The sequence below is a fragment of the Saccharothrix tamanrassetensis genome (genome assembly GCF_014203665.1).
Classification (GTDB): Bacteria; Actinomycetota; Actinomycetes; order Mycobacteriales; family Pseudonocardiaceae; genus Actinosynnema; species Actinosynnema tamanrassetense.
In genome coordinates, this window is the sequence record NZ_JACHJN010000010.1 from 273,268 (window position 1) to 291,812 (window position 18,545).

An 18,545-nucleotide genomic window follows, 5' to 3' on the forward strand; every position below is an offset into this window, starting at 1 on the left:
CCGCCCTGCTCCGGCTCCGGAACTCGCGCATCAGCGGGTCGGTGTCGCGGGGGGGCGGGCGGCGGCGCGCAGTACAGGTCCGTGGGTCCGCCACTCCGGGATTCGGGACCGATCCGGCACAAAGCCCAAGACGCCCCGAACGGCGACGCGTCGGCGGTGGCCCTCGAGACCCCTGCCGGTCCGCCGGGCGACACGCACCGGACCGGCGGGGAGTGCGAGGGGCGGCGCGTCACCGAGGCGTCCGGCGGTTGGCGCGCGTTTCCGACCCGACCGGAGTAGACAGGACAGGGTGGATCCCCTCTGGGCATTGCGGCAGGTGGCGTTCCAGCTCGAACGAGCGGGCGAGCCCACGTACCGGGTGCGGGCGTTCCGGCGGGCCGCCGAGGTGGTCGCCGCGCTGCCGCCCGGCGACCTGGCGCGACGGGTCGCGGACGGCACCCTGACCGGGCTGAACGGCATCGGCAAGGCGACCGCCGGCGTGATCGTGGACGCCGTGGAAGGGCGCGAACCGGCCTACCTGGCCAGGTTCCGCGAACCGGTGGTCGGCGGGCAGGCGCTGCGGGCGCGGCTGAAGGGCGACTGCCACACGCATTCCGACTGGTCGGACGGCGGCAGTCCGATCCGGGAGATGGCCGAGGCGGCCAGGGACCTCGGTCACGAGTGGATGGTGCTCACCGACCACTCGCCCCGGCTGACCGTGGCCAACGGGCTGTCCGCCGACCGGCTGCGCGCGCAGCTGGAGGTGGTGGCGGAGCTGAACACCGAACTCGCGCCGTTCCTGGTGCTGACCGGGATCGAGGTGGACATCCTGGACGACGGCTCGCTCGACCAGGACCCGGACCTGTTGGCGCAGCTGGACGTCGTGGTCGGCAGCGTGCACTCCAAGCTCCGGATGCCGGCGCCACTGATGACCGAGCGGCTGCTCACCGCCGTGGCCGACCCGAACATCGACGTCCTCGGGCACTGCACCGGCCGGCTGGTCACCGGCAAGGGCCGGCCGGAGTCCGAGTTCGACGCGGAGGCGGTGTTCACCGCGTGCCGGGACAACGGCACCGCCGTGGAGATCAACTCCCGCCCGGAGCGGCGAGACCCGCCGGGACGGCTGCTGCGGCTGGCCGTGGAGCTCGGCTGCGCGTTCTCCATCGACAGCGACGCGCACGCGCCCGGCCAGCTCGACTGGCTGTCGTACGGCTGCGAACGCGCCGAGGAGTGCGGCGTCCAGCCGGAGCAGGTGATCAACACGCGCAGCGCCAAGGACCTGCTCGACCTCGTCGGGCGGCACTAGCCCCGGCCGGCCCGGCCACCGACGACGACCTCGGCGGCCGACATCGGAGACCGACTCAGCGACCGGCGGTGGCGGCACGACTGGCCCGCGAAGCGCGCACCAGGTGCCCGTACCACGGGATCAGGGGGCCGGTGCGGCCGTCCACCAGCCGCCGCCACGTGCCGCGGCACAGGTCCAGGAACGGACCCGCGTCCCAGCCCGCGGCGAGTTCGGCCAGCGGTCGGTCGTGGACGTTGCCGAGGCCGTAGCGGCGGTCGAAGCCGTAGGACACCGGCACGGCCGACCCGTTCGCCTCGATCACCAGCGGGGTGAGCCACTTGCCCAACGGCTGCTCGGACGGCACGGGCGCGGCCATGAACGCCTCCGGCTTGCGGGCCAGCATGGTGCGCGGCACGGCGTCGAGCTGCACGGCCAGGCCGTGCTCCTCGGCGATCCGTCCCAACTCGACGGCCGCGTAGGCGAGTTCCACCGCGTCCGGCCGCTCCCCCGCCATCAGCCGGCTCGCCGCGCCCTCCGGCTCCAGCGGGTGCACCTGGAGCAGCAGCGCGCCGGACCGGGCCGCCGCCAGCGCGACCTCGCCGAGCTGGGTGGCGTTGCCCTGGGTGAGGGTGGTGACGACACCCACCGGGATGCCCGCCTCGGTGAGCCGCCGGATGCCCGCGAGCGCCTTGTCGAAGCACCCCTGCCGGTCCCGGATGCGGTCGTGGGTGAGCTGGTCGCCGTCCAGCGACACGGCCACCAGGTCGACGAATCCGCGCACCATGCCGATGCGGCGCTGGGTCAGCGCGACCGCATTCGTCGTGACGGTCGTTCGCATTCCCGCCTCGCGAGCGTTCCTCAGCAACGTGGGCAGTTCCGGGTAGAGGAACGGTTCGCCGCCGGACACGCTCATCACGTCGTAGCCGAGCGTCGCCGCGTCCCGGACCACGTGGGACAGCACCCCGATGGGCACGGACTCGGCGACGTCGGGCCCTGAGCTGGAGTAGCAGTGCAGGCATCTGAGGTTGCACAGCCTGGTCGGGTGGACCTGCACGACCGCCCTGCCGCCCGTTTGCCGCATTTCCACCCTCCCGTGGTGCCTGATATCCGTATGGAGCAGGCAACCGCAGCTGTGATACGTCATTGCGTCACCGATGACGAGATCAATTCCCTCGAACGTGGGAATCTGCCCGGTTTCTTGAAACAGGGGCTGACAGATCTGCGACTTTGATGACGAGGGCGGCGATGCCTGAGCGCCCGCCTGGGGGAGGGGACGTGCGCCGCAGATTCGCAGTGTGCACCGATGCGGCCGACGAAGCCCGGCGCCGGGTGCTGCGCGACCTGCACGACGGCCTGGGGCCGTCCCTCGCCGCGATCGCGCTCGGCCTGCGCGCGGCGCGGCACCTGGTGGCCCGCGACCCGGCGGCGGCCGGGTCGCTGCTGGCGAGGCTGGAGGACGAGATGCGCAACGCGGTCGGCGAGATCCGCCGGCTGGCGGCCGGGGCATACCCGGCGGAACTGGCCGGGCTGGGGTTGGCCGGCGCGGTCCGGGCGCACGTGGCGACGCTGGCCGACCGGCACCCGGTGCGGGTGTTCGTGCAGGTCGACGAGGCGCTGCCGGAACTGCCGATCGCGGTCCAGGTGGCGGCCTACCGGATCATCTGCGAGGCGCTGACCAACGTGGTCCGGCACGCCGGCGCGCGCACCTGCGTGGTGCGGCTGTGGTGTGCGGACGGCCTGCACGTGGAGGTCGTGGACGACGGGTGCGGCGCGGGCGAGTCCGGAGGGAGCGGTGTGGGGCTGAACTCGATGCGGGAACGCGCCCGCGAGGTCGGCGGGACGTGGGCGATGGAGGACGCCGCCGCGGGCGGCACCCGGATCGCCGTCGACCTGCCGGTCGCGGGTGGGGTGTGAGCGGGACATGCCGCCTGCGCTGCGGGCGCTCGTGGTGGACGACCACCCGCTGTTCCGCTACGGCGTGGCGGCGGCGCTGGCCGCCGCGCCCGACCTGGAGGTGATCGGCGAGGCGTCCGGCGGCACGACGGCGGTCGAGATGGCCGCCGCGCTGCACCCGGACGTGGTCGTGATGGACCTCAACATGCCGGACCTGGGTGGCGTCGAGGCCACCCGCCGGATCGTGGCGCACGACCCGTCCGTGCGCGTGCTGGTGCTGACCATGTTCGACGACGACGACTCGGTGTTCGCCGCGATGCGCGCGGGCGCCCTGGGCTACCTGCTCAAGGCGGCCCGGCCGCAGCAGATCGTGCGCGCGGTGCGGGCGGTGGCCGAGGGCGAGGCCATCTTCAGCCCTGGTGTCGCGGTGCGGCTGCTCGCCTACTTCGGCACGGCGGCCAAGTCCGAGGTGGAGGCGTTCCCGGAGCTGACCGCGCGGGAGCGCGAGGTGCTGCGGCTGATGGCGGACGGCCGGGGCAACGCCGCGATCGCGCGCGTCCTGGTGCTCAGCCCCAAGACGGTGCGCAACCACGTGTCGAACATCCTGCGCAAGCTGCACGTGGCCGACCGCGCCCAGGCGGTGTCCCGGGCCAAGCAGGCCGGTCTGGGCGAGGAGTCGGGACACATCGGGACGACGGGCCCATAGTGCCGGGACGCACCGGGTCGCGACGATGGTCAGGGGGACATCGGTGACGAGGCGGGGAGCAAGTCGTGAACGGTGAGCAGATCGCGGTAGTCCTGCACGCGGCGGACTCGATCACCAGGGCGGGGGTGACCGCGGCGCTGCGGTCGCGGCCGGAGATCCGCCTGGTGGAGCCGGACGAGCCCGCGCCGGTCGCGCTGGTGGTGCTGGAGAAGCTGGACGGGACCGCGCAGCAGCTGCTGCGCAGGCTGCAGGTGCAGGGCAGTCCGAACATCGTCCTGGTGGCCGGGGACATCGCCGACCCCGAGCTGCTCAACATCGTCGGCAGCGGGGTGTCCGCGGTGATCCGCCGCTCCGACGCCACGCCGGACACGTTGGTGCGCCTGGTGAAAGCCACCGCGGCGGGCCAGGGCGCGCTGCCGCCGGACCTGCTCGGCCGGCTGCTGGACCGGGTGTCCCGGTTGCAGCGCAACGTGCTGAACCCGAACGGCTGGACAATGGCCGGCATGTCCGACCGGGAGACCGAGGTGCTGCGGCTCATCGCGGACGGCTTCGAGACCAAGGAGATCGCCGACAAGCTGTGCTACTCGCAGCGGACGGTCAAGAGCATCCTGCACGACATCACCAACCGGTTCCAGCTGCGCAACCGCGCGCACGCCGTGGCGTTCGCGTTGCGCGAAGGCCTCATCTGAGATCCGCACGCCGTCGGTGTCCACTCGGCCCGGTCACCCGGTTCGGCCCGGTCACCCGGTTCGGTCCACTCGACACGGCCGGCCGTCGATCACTCGGCCCGGCCCGAGAAGGACACCGACGGCGTGCAGTTGCCCTTGTCCTCGGGGTTCTGGCAGTTCACCGCGAGCACGATCTTCTCGCCCGGCTTGAACCTCAGCGGCTGCACGTAGTGCCGGTCCGAGTCGCGGAAGTTGGCCAGGCCCACTTCGAGGATCGTGTTGCGGGTTCCGCTGGAATCGCGCACGACGCGGATCGTCCCGCTGTCGCCGCGCGGGTTCTGGAGCACGATGTCGGTGATCAGCAGCGTCTTCTTGTCGTCCGGCGGCGTGAACGTGAAGTCCGCGAACACGTCCGCGTCGGTCACGATCGCCGCATCGGTGGCCACCCGGAAGTCGGTCAGCTCGCCGCCCTGACCGGCGGGCGGGCGGTTCGGGGTCGGCTGCGAACCGGGGGGCGCGCCGGGGTCCAAGCCCACCGCCTCCATCGCCGCCTCGGAGTTCCCCTTGGCCTGCGCGGAGTCCGTCTTGGCCTGGCCCGCGCTCTCCTCGGCCCGCTGCACGGCCTCCTTGACCTCACCGGCCTGCTGCGTCGCGGCGTCCCGCGCGGCGGACTTCACGGCGGGCTGCAACACGGTGAACCACAGGGCCGCCAGCACGGCCGCCAGCGCCGCCAGCGCGATCAGCGCGGGCAGCAGCCACTTCGGCAGCAGTTGGCGCTGCACGAACGTGCCGTCGGCGACCAGCGGGTTGCCGACGTCCGGCAGCACCTCCACCCGGAACGGCCTGGTCTGCGGCTGCCCGCGCAGGAACGTGTCGCGCGGCTTGACGAGCAGCTCGACGAACGCGGCGGTGCCCGGCGCCAGCACGAGCTCGGTGCGGTCCAGCTTGAAGTCCAGTTCGTCGTCCGGGTCGCCCGGTGTGAACCGCAGGCCGATCGGGTGGTTGCCCACGTTGTCCACGGCCAACTCGTACTTGCCCTTGCGGCCCGCCTCCACCTTGGAGGGCACCAGTTCCGCGCTCAGGTCGGTGAACGACCCGACCTCGACCACGCCCTCCTCGACCACCGAGCCGTACGGGTCCTCCCGGGAGGTCACCCGCACACCGAAGTGCACCGGCCCGGCCGCCACCTCGGCGGCACGCGGCGGCGCGAACCGCACGACCACCTCGGCGGACGCCTGCGGCACCAGGTTCACCGACGGCGGCTCGGCCACCGCCCAACCGGCGGCGTCGCCCACCACGTCGACGGCGAACTGGTCGACCAGCTCGCCGGTGTTGCGCACGACGACCGTGCAGGTGACCTCAGATCCCGGCTCCACGGCCAATCCCGTGGCGGACAGCGTCGCGGTAGCGCCCATGTGGTGAATCCTCCGGTCTGGCGGTCCTGGGTGGCACGAGGCGGAGGGGTGGGGTGCGGTGCGTTCCCCACTGCCCCAACGGGCAGCCGATCAGCCACGTGCCGCGAAGTCGGGTGGTTGCAGGGTTCTGGGCACGACGAGGAACGGGTTCGACCGCACCGCGCCGAACCCGGGTCCGGCGACGGCCGTCGCCGCCAGCTCGCGCGGCCCGATCAGGTCGTTCTCGAACACCAGGACCTGGGCGTCGATCGTGCCGTCGGCGCGCACCGGGGCCGTGCCCGGCTCGGCCGAGATGCCGAGCGTCCAGGTCAGCTTCACCGTGCCGCCGGGCGGGAAGCCGCTGCCGGTCACCCGCGGCACGAAACCGGTCGGCCCGACCAGCGGCTCGACGGTGATCCTCGGTTGCCGCACCACGACTTTCCCGACGGCGGTGTTGTCGGCGGCGTCGTCGTCCAAGCCGGTGCCCAGCACCGAACCGCCCGCGGTGGTGTCCACGGCGGCCTTGGCGGGCAACGTGATCCGCACCTCGGCCTCCTGGAGTGGTTGCAGGGCACCGATCCGGCACACGGTGCCGTCCGCCGCACAACCGGGCGAGACGGCCGTGGGCGCCGGCAGTTGCGGCGGCAACGACGTGACGACCCGGACGTCCGTCATCGGCGTTCCCGCGCCGTTGCGCATCTTGTAGACCACGGTGATGTCGTCGCCGCCGACGAAGCTCTCGGTCGGCAGCACGGCCACCGCGAGCGACAGCGAGCCCGGCGTCACCGGGGGCTTGATCTCCTCGTCCACCGTGATCGTCACCTCGGCCCGGTTGTCGGCCGGGTTGACGTCCGGGCCGGTCTCGGCCCGTACCACCTGGTTGCCGGCCGTGGTCCCGGTGGCGGTGAGCCGGATCTCCGCCCGCGTCCTCGGTGGGATCCGGCCGAGCGAGCACCTCGCCGTAGCCGCGTCGCAGGAACCGACGGTGGTGGTGAGGCTGTCGACGCGCAGACCCGGCGGCACGGTCAGCGTCACGGTCGCGGCCTGCGGCGTCAGCGTGTGACCGGTGTTGGTCACCAGGAACCGCGCGGTCGTGCTGCCCCCGAACGCGATCCGTCCGGGCACCACGGATCCGGTGACCACGAGGTCGGACAGCCGCTGGAACGTGGGGCTGCGGGCGTCCAGGTCACCGAACGACACCAGCTGCCTCGGCGTGCCGCCGCCGGGCGGCACGGTGAAGATGCGCCGCGGACCGTCGTCGACCGCGCTCCGGGAGAACGCGATGAGCGCACCGTCCGGCGACCAGGCCGGTTCGTCCGCGTCGGTGCCCGGCGGGACGAGCACGGTCGCGTTCGTGCCGTCCGCGTCCGCCAGGCACAGCCCGTCCTCGTGCCGGAACACCAGCCGGTTGCCGTCCGGCGACCAGTCGGGGTGGGCGTCCGCCCGTCCGCAGCCGCGGGCGAACCTGACCGACAGGTCGGTCTGCACGACCGGGCCGCCCTCGACGGTCGCCAGCCAGAGGTCCCGGTACGGCACGTTCTCCGGTGTGAACACGGCCACGGTGGAACTCGCCCGCCCGGTCCGGCCGAGGCTGCTCGCGGTGCACGTGACGGTCGTGATGCCGACCGGGAACAACGCGCCGGACGTGGCGTCGCAGACCGGGGTGAGCGGCGCGCCGGTCACCGCCGTGGCGGTCGCGGTGAACGTGACCGGTACCGGCACCCCCTGCGGGCTGGGCACCGCGGCTCCGTTCACCACCACGGTCGGCAGCCCGGCGGCGGCCTCGGTGACCCGGATCGTCTGCTCGCGGCGGTCGGTGGGTTCCCTGCCGTCGAACAGGAACCGGACCGTGCAGCCGGAGACGTCCCCGACCGCGCCGACGCGCGGCCCCGGCGGGTCCAGTCGAACGGTCTCCTGGAACGTCACCTCGGTGTCACCGGAGACGGTCGTGGTCGGCGGTGTGAACGTGACGGAGACGCCCTCCGGGCAGGACGCGACCGGCGTGACGGTCACCGGCAGGCTCTTGATGCCACCGTCGATCGCGGCGGCGATCTCCTCCGGCTTCGCGCCCTGTTCGACCAGCTTGCCCCCGGTGTGCTCGACGAGTTGCCCGGCCTGGCCGTACTCGTCCAGCCCGTCGCCCCCGCCGAGGATCGGCACCGCGACGAGCTTGATGCCCCTCGGCTCCGAGACCGGCGGGTACGTGCCGGTCAGGTCGTACTTGATCTCGTCCAACGACCAGTACGGCGGCGGGCACGTCGGAGGGATCCTGCCCGGTGGGTAGGTGCCCGGCGGCGGGTCGCAGGCGTCACCCGCCTTCTTGCTGCTGGCGTCACCGGCGAGCACGACGATCCGACTCGCTCCGGGTGTTCTGAACACCTTGTGCGCCGCGTGATCGGTGGAGGTGTCCAAGTCGCGGGCGATGCGGTGCAGGGCGTTGAACCAGTCCTCCTCCACGGAGCCGCCTCCGCCGGACGCGATGAGCTTGTCCTTGTCTGCCAGCACCTCTTCGATCCGGTCCGGCGTGGTCAGGTTCTCCACCAGTTCGTAGCGCAGGTCCCCGTCCGGGGTGTCCTTGTACGAAGCCAGACCGAAGCGGGCACCGGGGTCGCGGGCGGTGATCGCCTTCATGACCTCCGGGATCTGGAGCTTGAAGTTCGCCAGCGCGGTGCCCATGGAACCGGTGGTGTCCAACAGGAACATGATCTCCGGCAGCCTCGGCACGGCCGGCGTGCGCAGGGTCGCGGACGTCGTGAAGGACCCGCCGAGCGGGGTGGACGCGCCGACCGAGCGCGGTGTCACCAGCGGGGTGTCCAGGCCCTGGCTGTCGCGGCTGAACGCGATCGTGTCGCCGTCCGGCGACCAGGCCGGCGTGCTGTCCTGGCTGCGCAGGTGGTCCGGCCGGGGGATCGTCGACAGCAGCACGCCGTCGGAGGCGCGCACGATGCCGATCGAGTCCCCGTCGGTCACCGCGAGCCGGGTGCCGTCCGGCGACCACGACGGTTCCGACTCCCCCTCGCGGGTGCTGAGGCGCCGGGCGTCGGAGCCGTCCGCGTTCGCGACCCAGACCCGGGTGGGTTCCTCCGCGCCGGGGTACTCCGTCCACGCGATCCGCGTGCCGTCCGGCGAGTAGGCGGGGTCGCTCTCGTGCGGATCGTCGCCCCGCGTCACGGCCCGCTGGTCGCCGCCGCGCGAGTCGGTGCTCCAGATGTCGCCGGGCCCGCCCCGGCTCGCCCCGATCCGGTACGGCTCCAGCGGTTCCGCCTGCGCCTCGGCCGTCGACGGCCGGTCGGCGAGCAGCAGTCCGCCCAGCAGCACGCCGACCACCGCCACCGCGGTCGCCCGGCCCGTCCGTCCGCTCACCGCTGCCTCATTCCACCGTGAAGAACTCGATCTCCGAGATGGCGACCTCGTTGCCCTGCAAAGACCTGTGCAGGGACTTGACGAACACCTCCACCGACTCCGCGCCCGCGCTGTTCTCGATCTCCACGGTCTGCGGGTCCGGGTCGTCGGCGAGCGTCAGGTCGTACGTGCGGCCGGTCGAATACACCAGGTGCACCTTCTCCGGCCGGTGCGCGGTCTGGAACCGGTCGCCGATGCCGACCTGGAAGATGGCCCGCTCCAACTCCACCTGGCCGTCGAACTCCAACACCAGCGTGGGCAGTTCCGGTTCGACCGGCGCGGCCCAGTAGGTGTTCCTGGCGTTGTCGGCGGCCAAGGCCGCCTCGTGGCCGGGACTCTCCGCGGTCGCCGTGATCCCGGTCGGCCGCACCGGCCTGGGGTCCTTGGAGAACCAGTCCTCGACGTCCCGCGCCGCCGACGTGGCCTGGTTGTTCACCGCCTGCCGGAACGGGCCGACCAGGCCGTAGAGGCCAACGCCCGCCAGCAGCAGGACGGCCAGCGCCCAGCGGACCACCCGGCCGACCACCTTGCCCGGCCCGCCGCGCCTGCGGCGCCGGGTGCCCGCCTTCGCCGGTTCCCGGCGGGGGAGGAACCTGCGCCACCACTTCTCCGGGACGACCCGCGCCTCCACCAGCCCGGTGCCGCAGCGGGCGCAGAACTTGCGGGTGGGTGGGTTCGCCTCGCCGCACTGGCCGCAGATCAGGTCCCCGGGCTGCGGGACGCGGCGTTCGGTCAGCCGGGGCCGGTGGCCGGGCGGGGCCTGCCGTTCGTCGGTCGGCCGCATCGCACCCGGTTGCTGCGGTCGCGGCTGCTGCGCCTGGGGCTGTTGTGCGTGGAGCTGTTGTGCGTGGGGCTGTTGTGCGTGGGGCTGTTGTGCGTGGGGCTGCTGTGCCGGAGGCGGTTGACCTTGCGCAGCCTGACCCGGCCACCCCGGCGGGCCCTGGGCGGCTCCGGGCACCGGCTGCGCGGCCGGTTTCGGTTCCCATTCCAGGTAGGTGCCGCACGAGCCGCAGAACTCGGCGCCATCGGCGTTGCGCTCGCCGCACTGCGCGCAGACGATCATGATCCCCCAACCTCCAGTTCCACCGAGACGTGCGCGGGCACGGCGTCGGCGATCGCGGCGGCCAGCCGCACCCTGTCCACTGTGGACGGGTCGGCGACCCCCACCCGGACGGTGACCCGCGCCGGCCCGGCGTCCGGCAGCGGCACGCCCGGCCGTTCGGTGGACGTGCAGCCGCCGCTGTCGAACACCTCCACCCGGCCGCCGGTCAACAGGCTCACGTGCTCCACCAGGCCGCGCCGGGTGCCGCGCCGGCGGTGCAGCCGCACGGCCGTCGCCACCAGCAGCCGGCGGTGCTCGGGCGACCAGCCCTCGCCGACGTCCAGCGCCACCCAGTGCGACAGCCAGTCCAGGAAGTCCTCCGGCGCGACCCGCGGGTCCAGGTAGCCCGCGAACCCGTCCAGCGCGGTGAACACCGGGGCCAGCACCTCGTCCAGCGCGGTGAGGAACCGCTGGGTGAACCGGTCTTCCAGGTACACCGCCGGCAGCCGCTCCGCCAGCGGGTGCGGAGTGGGCAGGGTCGGTCCGCCGATCCTCATCGCGCCACCCGCACCTGGTGGCCGTAGGAGAACGCCAGCCCGTTCGGCGGCAGGTCCAGCCGCGCCACCGCGTTGCCGCGCTCGCCGGTCACCGGGTTCGCGCCGAACAGCTTGATCTCCTCCACCAGCTCGACGCCGGAGAGCCGTTGCAGCACCGCGAAGACCTCGCCGGACTGCACGGGACGGCCGAACGGCCAGCCGTCCCCGTCCGGGCCGCCGCTGATCGGGTTGAAGTAGTCGTACAGCGCCTGGACGGACCGCGTGCGCAACACGTCCTCCGGTGTGCCGGCACGGGCCAGGAGCTGCGCGACGACCGTGACGCCCTGGTAGAACGGTGGTTCCACGGACACCCGCGCGCCGACGCACCTGCGTTCGTCCAGGAACCGCTCGATCCGCTGACGCGCCTCCGCACTCGGTTGCAGAGCACCGAAGTCCGATTCCTCGTTGGCGGCGACCGCCGGGACCACGAGCACCCGCACGGCGGGTGAGCCCGGCCCGGCGGGTACGCACCGCACCCGGGCGATCTCCGGCGCGGCCTCGCGGGTGAGCAGTTCGTAGTCCTCGGCGGTGACCGCGCGGTCACGGGTGCGCAGCACCAGCGGCCCGCGCAGCGCCGCGTCCTTCACCGACTCCCCCGCCACCCCACCGCTCGCGGGCTCGCGGTTCGTCACCGAGCTGACGAACGGCACCGGGTCGCGCTGCACCTGGAGCAGACCGCGCGCGACGTTGCCGCGCAGCCCGCCGCCGGTCCGGTACTCCGGCACCCGGATGGCGGCCGACTTCCCCGGCACCGCACCGTAGTTGCGCACGCTGCCGTCGGGTTGGCGGATCGCCGGGCCGAAGATCACCTCACCGCCGACGCGGTCCAGTACCACGTGCCGGTCCTGCGGGCCGGACTCGGCGAACGTCCGCACCTCGGTCCACCGCTCCCAACCGTCCGGCGTGGCCACCTCGACCACCAACGTGCCGTCGTCCACCACGACGGGCGTCCGGGTCAGCGCGAACCGTTGCCCCGGAACGCCTTCCGACACACCGATGGTCTCGCCCCGCACGATGTCGGCGTGCGTGGCGTCCGTCGTGCCGCCGATGGTCGCGGCGGACGCGGACAGCAGTTTCGGCGGCTTCTGGTAGAACGGCCGGCCCGGCGCGGGTTCGACGGCTCGGCACCGCAACCAGCCCGCGCGCTGACGGGCGATGACCGAAACGGCATGCGTGCGGGGGACGTGCACGACGACGTCACCGGCCTTGTTGAAACCACCCGTGGAGTCGCGGTCGACCTCGCACCCGGTCCAGCCACCGCCGTTCCACGCCTCCCACACCCACGGCGGGTCGCGCGGGTCGACACCGCGCCCCTCGGCCTGCGCTTCGACGCGGAACAGCACCGCGCAGCCCGGCACCGCGCTCGACAGTCCGAACAGGACGGCGTCACCGGGCGCCGGCGGGTCGGCGAAGCACTCCGGGGCCTTGCCGTCCTCGAGTTCGTCGGTGCGGTCGGCGGGCGGGATGTTCGGGTCGCCGGTCGCGGTCACCAGGTGCGCCAGCGCGCACGGCACGATGGACAGCTCGCGGTCGACGGTGAACACCACCGCGTCCTCGACCTCACTGCGCTCGGTGGCGACCTGCGCGCCGCTCGGCACCACGACCGGCACCTCGCGCGGGGCGGACAGCCAGAACGTGACCTCCGCGCGGGCGGCGGTGGGAGGGAACAGCTTGACCCCGATGAGCTCCAGGAACCGCAGGTAGTGCAGGTCGGGCACGCGGTTGAGCCGGTACAGCAGCTCGTCCACCATGTGCGCGAACGCCTCGATCAGCGTCACGCCGGGGTCGGACACGTTGTGGTCCGTCCACTCCGGACAGTGCTGCTGGACCCGGCGCTTGGCCTCGTCCACCAGGTCCTGGAAGCGGCGGTCGTCCAGGTTCGGTGCGGGCAGCGACATCAGGCGCCCTCCTCGTCGGCCTCGTGCGGCGGGATGACGTAGAAGGGGAACACCAGGTTGCGCGGGTCGTTCGTGCCGCGCAGCGCGTACCGGATGTCGATGAGCAGCGTGCCCTGGTCGACCTCGTCGAACCCGACCGAGACGTCCGCCAGGGTGATCCGGGGTTCCCACCGCTCCAGGGAGAGCCTGACCTCGTAGGCGATCCGGCCCGCCGTGGCGGCGTCGGCGGGCGCGAACACCAGGTCGTGGATGGCGCAGCCGAACTCCGGCCGCATCGGGCGCTCGCCCGGCGCGGTGGCCAGGATCAGCCGGATGCTCTCCACGACCTCCCGCTCGCCGCCGACCAGCGCCACCGAGCCGGTGGCGTCGGTGTGGACCGGGAAAGCCAGGCCCCGTCCGACGAAGTCCACGTCACCCTCCGATCGTGACGGTCGGGCAGCCCAGGACGATCGGCGCGCCGCACGCGGACAGGTCGCCCATCCGCGCCGCGGGACGCCCGCCGATCAGCACCGTCGGGCAGCCGGGCGGGATCAGCGCGGTCGGCGGGTGCGGTGGCAGACCCGGGAAGGAGCAGATGTGCGGGTTGCCCACGACGGCGGCGGGCATCCCGCCGACGAGCACCGTCGGCACGCCCGGTGGCCCGACCACGCCGGGATGCCCGGTGGGATCGCCCACCCTGGCCGCTGGCGGCATGTCCGCCTCCCCTCAGTTGATCTTGACCAGGCTGCCGCGCACGGTGAGCACACCGCTCGCGGTGACCTCGGTCTGTCCTTGGCCGGCAACGGAGACCGTGGCGCCTTCGACCTTCACGCCCGCCGTGCCGTTCATCCTGAGCCGCGCGCCCGCCTCGACCTCGAAGTCGGTCTGGGCCTGCGCGGTGATCTTCTGCCCCTTGAGCTCCAGCGGTCCGGTGCCGGAGTCGATGGTGATCCCGTTCTGCGCCTTGACCACCACGGCCTTGCCGCTGGTCACCTCGACGACCTGTGCCTTCTGGTCGAGCTTGACCACGAACTTGCCGTCGCCGCTGGAGATCAGGATCCCCTCGTCCTCCACGAACTCGACCTTGTGCCCCTTCCGGGACACGAACCCGCGCGTGGTCACCTCGCCGGTGTTGCCGTCCACCGGCTTCCTGGTCAGCTTCGGCGGGGCGTCCTTGCCGTTGTGCAGCCCGCCGAGCACGTAGGCCGCGTCGAAGTCGCCGTGCTCGAAACCCACCAGCACCTCGTCGCCGACTTCGGGCAGCACCAGCGAACCCCGATTCGCGCCGGCCCCGGTGTGCACGGTGCGCGCCCACCCGCTGGTGAAGTCGTCGGACAGCCACGGGTACCTGACCTTGACCCGACCGAGCTCGGCCGGATCCCTGATGTCGGTGACCTGGGCGGGCACCAGGCCGGAGCGCCCTCCGCTACCGCCACCGCCGTGGGCCAGACCGTAGAGCGAGCGCTCCTGCCGTCCGGACACGGTGAACTCCGTGGTGTAGCCGACCTGTTCGGCGAACAGGTGACGGGTGCTGGTGAGCGTGTACTTGCCCGCGAACGGGTCGCCGATGTTGGTCAGCGCCACGGCCGTGCCCGCGCGCAGCTCGGGGTTGCCGCGCGCGACCCCGGCCAGTTCCGCGCACGCCCCGCCGAGCTGCGTGCCCAGCGCCGCCGCCACCGCGTTCACCTCGGCCTGCCCCCGGTACGGCCCGGTGGCCAGGAACGGCGGGCTGCCGAACTTCCCGGCCAGGTCGACCGGGTCGACGCCGCTGATCTTGGTGCCGAGCGTGTTCGGCGGCTTGACGGCGGTGACCTCCTTCTTGTTCTCGTAGTCCCAGCCGCGCACCTGGACCTCCGGCACCTGTTCGGCGGCGGTGATCGCGGCGCGCAGCGACAGCAGCGTGCGGTGCACCTCCAGCACCAGCGGGTTGCTCTTGGCCTTGGCCGACTTCTCCGGTGCGCCGGCGGGCCTCTCCGGCAGCCGGAAGTCCAGCTTCCCGCCCACCACCGCGATCTGCGCGCCGACCGCGCCGGCGAGCCGGGACAGGAACTCCCAGTCGCTGAGGTTGTCCTGGCTGATCTGGGTGTTCGGCTTGCCGCCGAAGCCCTTCACGTCGTCGACCGCCCCGGTCGGGATGCCCGCCCGCCGCGCGACCTTCCGGACGACGTCGGCGATGGTCATGTTCGGGTAGGCGGCGGTGCGGCGGCCCCGGAACAGCCGGTGCGCCAGGTCGTAGCCGCGCACTTCGGTGAACGTGCCGCTGCTGTCCAGCTCCACGCCCACGGCGGTGACCTCGCCGCTCATCAACGGCCGCGGCCCACCGGGGTCGGACGTCTGCACCTTCAGCGCGACTTCGGCACCGATCCTGAAGCCCCCCTTGGCGAGCACGACGTGACCGGGGTCGCGGAAGCGCAGCACGAACACGTCCGGCAGGTTGCGGCTGTCGTCCACGTAGGCGTGCGTCAGCAGCGGTTTGACGTCCTCCGGCAGCGGGCGGCCCGCCACCTCCACCACGAGGGAGTTCGCGAAGCTCTCATTGGCCATCGCGGATCTCCTCCAACGCCGGCACCAACAGCCGCGCACCGGGCCGCAGCCGCATGGGGTCGTCGATGTCGTTGGCCCGCGCGATCTCCCGCCACAGCTCGGCGTTGCCGTACGCCTTGTACGCCAACGACTGCAACGTGTCCCCGGCCACCAGCACGTGCGAGTCGCGGGCGGCCAGCGCGCCGGAGGTCGGGTTCTGGCCGCCCTGCTCACCGGAGATCTCCTCCAGGTTGACCGTGCAGACCGCACGGACCGGCGTGCCCGCCGGGGTGAACAGGGTGTACTTCGCGCTGACGCTGGAGACGTAGGACGGGAACCCGGTCATGCCGCCCCACTTGAAGATCACCCACGGCGGCGAGCCCTTGCCGTGCCGGCGGCTGTCCTCGGTGGGCACGCAGCAGGCGAACAGCTGCTCGACCTTCTTCACCACGCTGTCGTCCATCTTCTCGGTGGCGTCCAGGAAGAGTTCGAGGGCGAGCTTCGACGGGTCCGAGCCCTTGAACTCGGGCGGCCCGCTCTTGGCGTTGTTGGGCTGGCGGCTGCGCTCCCACTTGGCGTTCTTGGTGAGCGAGAGCTCCTTGGGGTTGAACTGGAAGGTGATCTCGTGCAGCATCCCGCCGGGCTTGGCCGCACCACCGGCTTTCGGCGGGCTGTGCACGGCGAGCACGGCCTTCTGGAGGTTGCTCGGCGCGGCATGACTGGCGGCCTTGGAAGCACCGGCGGACGTGAAGGTGATCGGGGAGGCCACGTCGTCACCTCGCCGACGTCAGGAAGCCGTGGTGGGCGAGTTCGAGGGTCTCGGTGGCGACCTTGGGCGAGTCGGCGGACAGCTGCGGGCCGCTCCACCGCACCGGCACGACCCCCGACAGCGCCCAACTCGCGATCACCGTGCCCTGCAGCGTGCGCGCCTCGATGACGGCGGTCTTGCGCGAGATCCCGGCCGCCATGCCGGCGATCCACCCGATGATCTTGTCGGACTCCTTCGTCACCGGCCGGGACAGCTTGACGTTGGAGTACTTGATCCGGGTCGGCAGCTGCCACACCATGCCGTTGTTGCCACCCTCTTCCCGCTGCTCGACGGTGAACTCCACACCCAGCCCGTCACAGCTGTTGAACGACCCGAGGCTCTCGTCGTCGATGCGCACCACGAAGCACACGGCAACCGCCTCTTCCACCTCAGCCATCGCCAAGTCCTCTCAGTGCCACCGGTCCGTCAACACCCCGCGCCGCTCGCGGTCCAACCAGAGTTCGGCCTTGAGCCGCCGCAGCAACGGGTCGTAGAGCTTCTTGAGCAACTCCTCCGGCTCCTGGCCGGCCGGGGCGGGGGCGCCGGCTCGTGCGGGAGCCGCCTGGGCCGGTGGTGCGGGCTCGGCCGCCGCCGGGAGGTCGGCCGCGGGTGCCGGACCGGCCGCCGGTGGAGAACCGGCCACCGACAGAGGGTCGGCCGCCGGTGCCAGGTCGGGCTTACGCGCGACGACGACCTGCGTCGCCCAATCCCGCCCCGGTGCCACCTCGGTCCGCTGCACGAAGTGGGCCGGAGCCATCACCGGTGAACCCAAGCCCAGCCGCGGCCCGTCCGCCGCTGCCCCGGAGCCCTTCCCCACCACCCGCTGCACAACCCCGCCGGTCGCACCGATGGGCGTCGCCCCCAACGTGCGCCGAGAATCGCTGTCAGCGCGCCAGGAATCACTGACGGACGGCAGATCTTCCAACACGGGCAAAACCGATGCCGCTCCCGGCACCGGTCCGGAATCTTCGTGGACGAGCCCGACGTCATCAGACCCATCGCCCGGCGCGGTCATCGGCGAGTCGGCACCCACCAGTGGCGCAACGGTTTCCGGAGCTGCAGAGGACACGACCCGCTGCACGCTCGGAGCGTCTCCGAGCCGAGGCGCACCCAACCCGAGCCGAGGCGTTGGCTTCGGCGTAGGCGTTGATGTCGGCATCGGCATCGGCATCGGCATGAGTGTTGGCGTGAGTGTTGGCGTTGGCGTGAGTGTTGGCGCGGGCGTCGATTCCGTCACGCGGGCCACAACCGGATCGGAACGCGGCACCACTGCATCAAGTGATCGTGGGGTGTCGGGTTCCGACTCAGGTGCGGTTTCCGGAATCCGCTGGACCAAGGCATCACCCAGTGTCGGTCGGGACTCCAACCCGGAGTCCGTAGCCTGTGCGAGCCCTTCGCGGCCACCGGGCTCGGCCCACAGCTCAGCCGGACCGGTCCCAGAGGAACTGGTTGCGGTCGTCGGAAGTCCAGCGGGCCGACTCGATTCGATCCGCGAAACCACCAGGGAACCGGTGTTATCCGATTCCGGCCGAGGCCCGGCAACATCCGGCGGCCCATCAGCCGCCACCGCGAGAACCGTGTCGGCTTCTGTCTCGACCCCGAGCGTCGAAACCTCGGAAGGCGACTCCTCCTCGGGAACGGCCACCTGGGCATCGGGAGTCGCACCGACCAGAGGAGTCGCGCCGACCTGAGGCTCAGGGCCGACCTCGGGCACCGCCGCCTCTGCCGCCGGCCGAACCTCGGCCGCAGCGGGCCCAGCCACCAGCTCAGGATTGCCGGCCACCTCGGGACCACCAGCCAACTCGGTCCGCTGCACCGAGGCTCGTACCGACGCCCGCTGTACCGGAGCCTGTTGCACCGGGACCGGGTTCACCAGAACTGGTTTCACCGAGGCCTGTTGCACCGAGGCCGGTCGTTCCGAAGCCCGCTGCACCACAGGTCGGTCAGCCCGCTGCACCACAACTCGGTCCACCGCAGGCCGCTCTACCGCAGGCCGCCCTTCCTCGGCCCGCTGCACCGTCGCTCGCTGTACCGGAGCCCGCTCCACCTCAGGCCTCCGAACCTCGGACTCCTGAGTGCCAGGCCCCGCCATCCCAGCCCCAGCCCCATCCACAGGCACAGCCCCATCCACGGGCACAGTCGCATCCACAGGCGCAGGCGCAGGCACCGCCGAAGCCCGCGCACCCGCATTCGCACCCGCATCCGCCCCCTCACCCGACCAGGACAGCACCGACCCCAGCAGGCGCTGCACCGCCGACGCCCGAGGCTTGGCCGGCGGCGTGGCCAACGACATGTCGACCGACGGACCCGGCACACCGACGGGCCGGGCCAGGTCGCCGATCACGCCCGACGGCTCCCCCGCCTCCACCAGG

Annotated in this window: 16 protein-coding genes and 1 pseudogene; 4 read left to right on the forward strand and 13 right to left on the reverse strand. The window is 72.4% G+C overall.

Features of this window, described 5'->3' with window-relative positions; genetic code table 11:
* Positions 1-289: 289 nt before the first annotated feature.
* Positions 290-1,285 (forward strand): PHP domain-containing protein, encoded by a 996-nt coding sequence (locus tag FHS29_RS28985; RefSeq protein WP_184695990.1) that lies wholly within the window; start codon positions 290-292, stop codon positions 1,283-1,285.
* A gap of 55 nt (positions 1,286-1,340) precedes the next feature.
* On the opposite strand, the gene FHS29_RS28990 is transcribed toward FHS29_RS28985, so the two are convergent.
* A complete protein-coding gene (locus FHS29_RS28990; protein WP_184695992.1) occupies positions 1,341-2,345 on the reverse strand; it encodes a radical SAM protein in 1,005 nt (334 codons plus the stop codon).
* A gap of 194 nt (positions 2,346-2,539) precedes the next feature.
* Here FHS29_RS28990 and FHS29_RS28995 point away from each other — a divergent pair, with 194 nt between their 5' ends.
* The 3 genes from FHS29_RS28995 (at position 2,540) to FHS29_RS29005 (ending at position 4,552) form a co-directional block, all read left to right on the forward strand.
* Positions 2,540-3,178 (forward strand): sensor histidine kinase, encoded by a 639-nt coding sequence (locus FHS29_RS28995; protein WP_184695994.1) that lies wholly within the window; start codon positions 2,540-2,542, stop codon positions 3,176-3,178.
* 7 nt (positions 3,179-3,185) lie between these two features.
* On the forward strand, positions 3,186-3,863 hold the full coding sequence (locus FHS29_RS29000) for a response regulator (RefSeq protein ID WP_184695996.1): 678 nt from the start codon (positions 3,186-3,188) through the stop codon (positions 3,861-3,863).
* A gap of 65 nt (positions 3,864-3,928) precedes the next feature.
* Positions 3,929-4,552: a helix-turn-helix transcriptional regulator gene (locus tag FHS29_RS29005; RefSeq protein WP_184695998.1), complete on the forward strand. Its 624-nt coding sequence runs from the start codon at positions 3,929-3,931 to the stop codon at positions 4,550-4,552.
* Between the two features lie 89 nt (positions 4,553-4,641).
* Here the strand turns inward: FHS29_RS29005 and FHS29_RS29010 are convergent, their stop codons facing one another.
* The 12 genes and pseudogenes from FHS29_RS29010 to FHS29_RS29060 form a co-directional block, all read right to left on the reverse strand.
* Positions 4,642-5,946 (reverse strand): COG1470 family protein, encoded by a 1,305-nt coding sequence (locus FHS29_RS29010; RefSeq protein WP_184696000.1) that lies wholly within the window; start codon positions 5,944-5,946, stop codon positions 4,642-4,644.
* 90 nt (positions 5,947-6,036) lie between these two features.
* Positions 6,037-9,288, reverse strand: a complete 3,252-nt coding sequence (locus FHS29_RS29015; protein WP_184696001.1) for a DUF11 domain-containing protein — start codon at positions 9,286-9,288, stop codon at positions 6,037-6,039.
* 7 nt (positions 9,289-9,295) lie between these two features.
* On the reverse strand, positions 9,296-10,111 hold the full coding sequence (locus FHS29_RS29020; RefSeq protein ID WP_184696003.1) for a zinc ribbon domain-containing protein: 816 nt from the start codon (positions 10,109-10,111) through the stop codon (positions 9,296-9,298).
* A 213-nt stretch (positions 10,112-10,324) separates the two neighbouring features.
* Positions 10,325-10,390 (reverse strand): annotated as a pseudogene (locus FHS29_RS38540) (zinc-ribbon domain-containing protein); the annotation flags it as partial.
* Positions 10,387-10,926, reverse strand: coding sequence for a phage tail protein (locus FHS29_RS29025; RefSeq protein ID WP_184696005.1), 540 nt, complete (start codon positions 10,924-10,926; stop codon positions 10,387-10,389). The gene FHS29_RS29025 and the pseudogene FHS29_RS38540, both read right to left, overlap by 4 nt.
* Positions 10,923-12,863 (reverse strand): putative baseplate assembly protein, encoded by a 1,941-nt coding sequence (locus FHS29_RS29030; RefSeq protein ID WP_184696007.1) that lies wholly within the window; start codon positions 12,861-12,863, stop codon positions 10,923-10,925. Before FHS29_RS29030 ends, FHS29_RS29025 begins: the two co-directional genes overlap by 4 nt.
* On the reverse strand, positions 12,863-13,273 hold the full coding sequence (locus tag FHS29_RS29035) for a gp25 family contractile injection system sheath assembly initiator (protein WP_184696009.1): 411 nt from the start codon (positions 13,271-13,273) through the stop codon (positions 12,863-12,865). Before FHS29_RS29035 ends, FHS29_RS29030 begins: the two co-directional genes overlap by 1 nt.
* A gap of 1 nt (position 13,274) precedes the next feature.
* Entirely contained in the window at positions 13,275-13,556 is a 282-nt protein-coding gene (locus FHS29_RS29040) for a PAAR domain-containing contractile injection system baseplate protein (protein WP_184696011.1), read from the reverse strand.
* A 12-nt stretch (positions 13,557-13,568) separates the two neighbouring features.
* On the reverse strand, positions 13,569-15,386 hold the full coding sequence (locus tag FHS29_RS29045; protein ID WP_184696013.1) for a VgrG-related protein: 1,818 nt from the start codon (positions 15,384-15,386) through the stop codon (positions 13,569-13,571).
* Complete coding sequence (locus FHS29_RS29050) at positions 15,376-16,134, reverse strand: CIS tube protein (RefSeq protein ID WP_184696015.1); 759 nt, start codon at positions 16,132-16,134, stop codon at positions 15,376-15,378. Before FHS29_RS29050 ends, FHS29_RS29045 begins: the two co-directional genes overlap by 11 nt.
* Positions 16,135-16,138: 4 nt before the next feature.
* The gene (locus tag FHS29_RS29055; protein WP_184696016.1) at positions 16,139-16,570 is read right to left on the reverse strand and encodes a phage tail protein; all 432 of its coding nucleotides are present in this window, start codon (positions 16,568-16,570) and stop codon (positions 16,139-16,141) included.
* A gap of 12 nt (positions 16,571-16,582) precedes the next feature.
* On the reverse strand, positions 16,583-16,930 hold the full coding sequence (locus tag FHS29_RS29060; protein WP_184696018.1) for a hypothetical protein: 348 nt from the start codon (positions 16,928-16,930) through the stop codon (positions 16,583-16,585).
* Positions 16,931-18,545 lie beyond the last annotated feature (1,615 nt).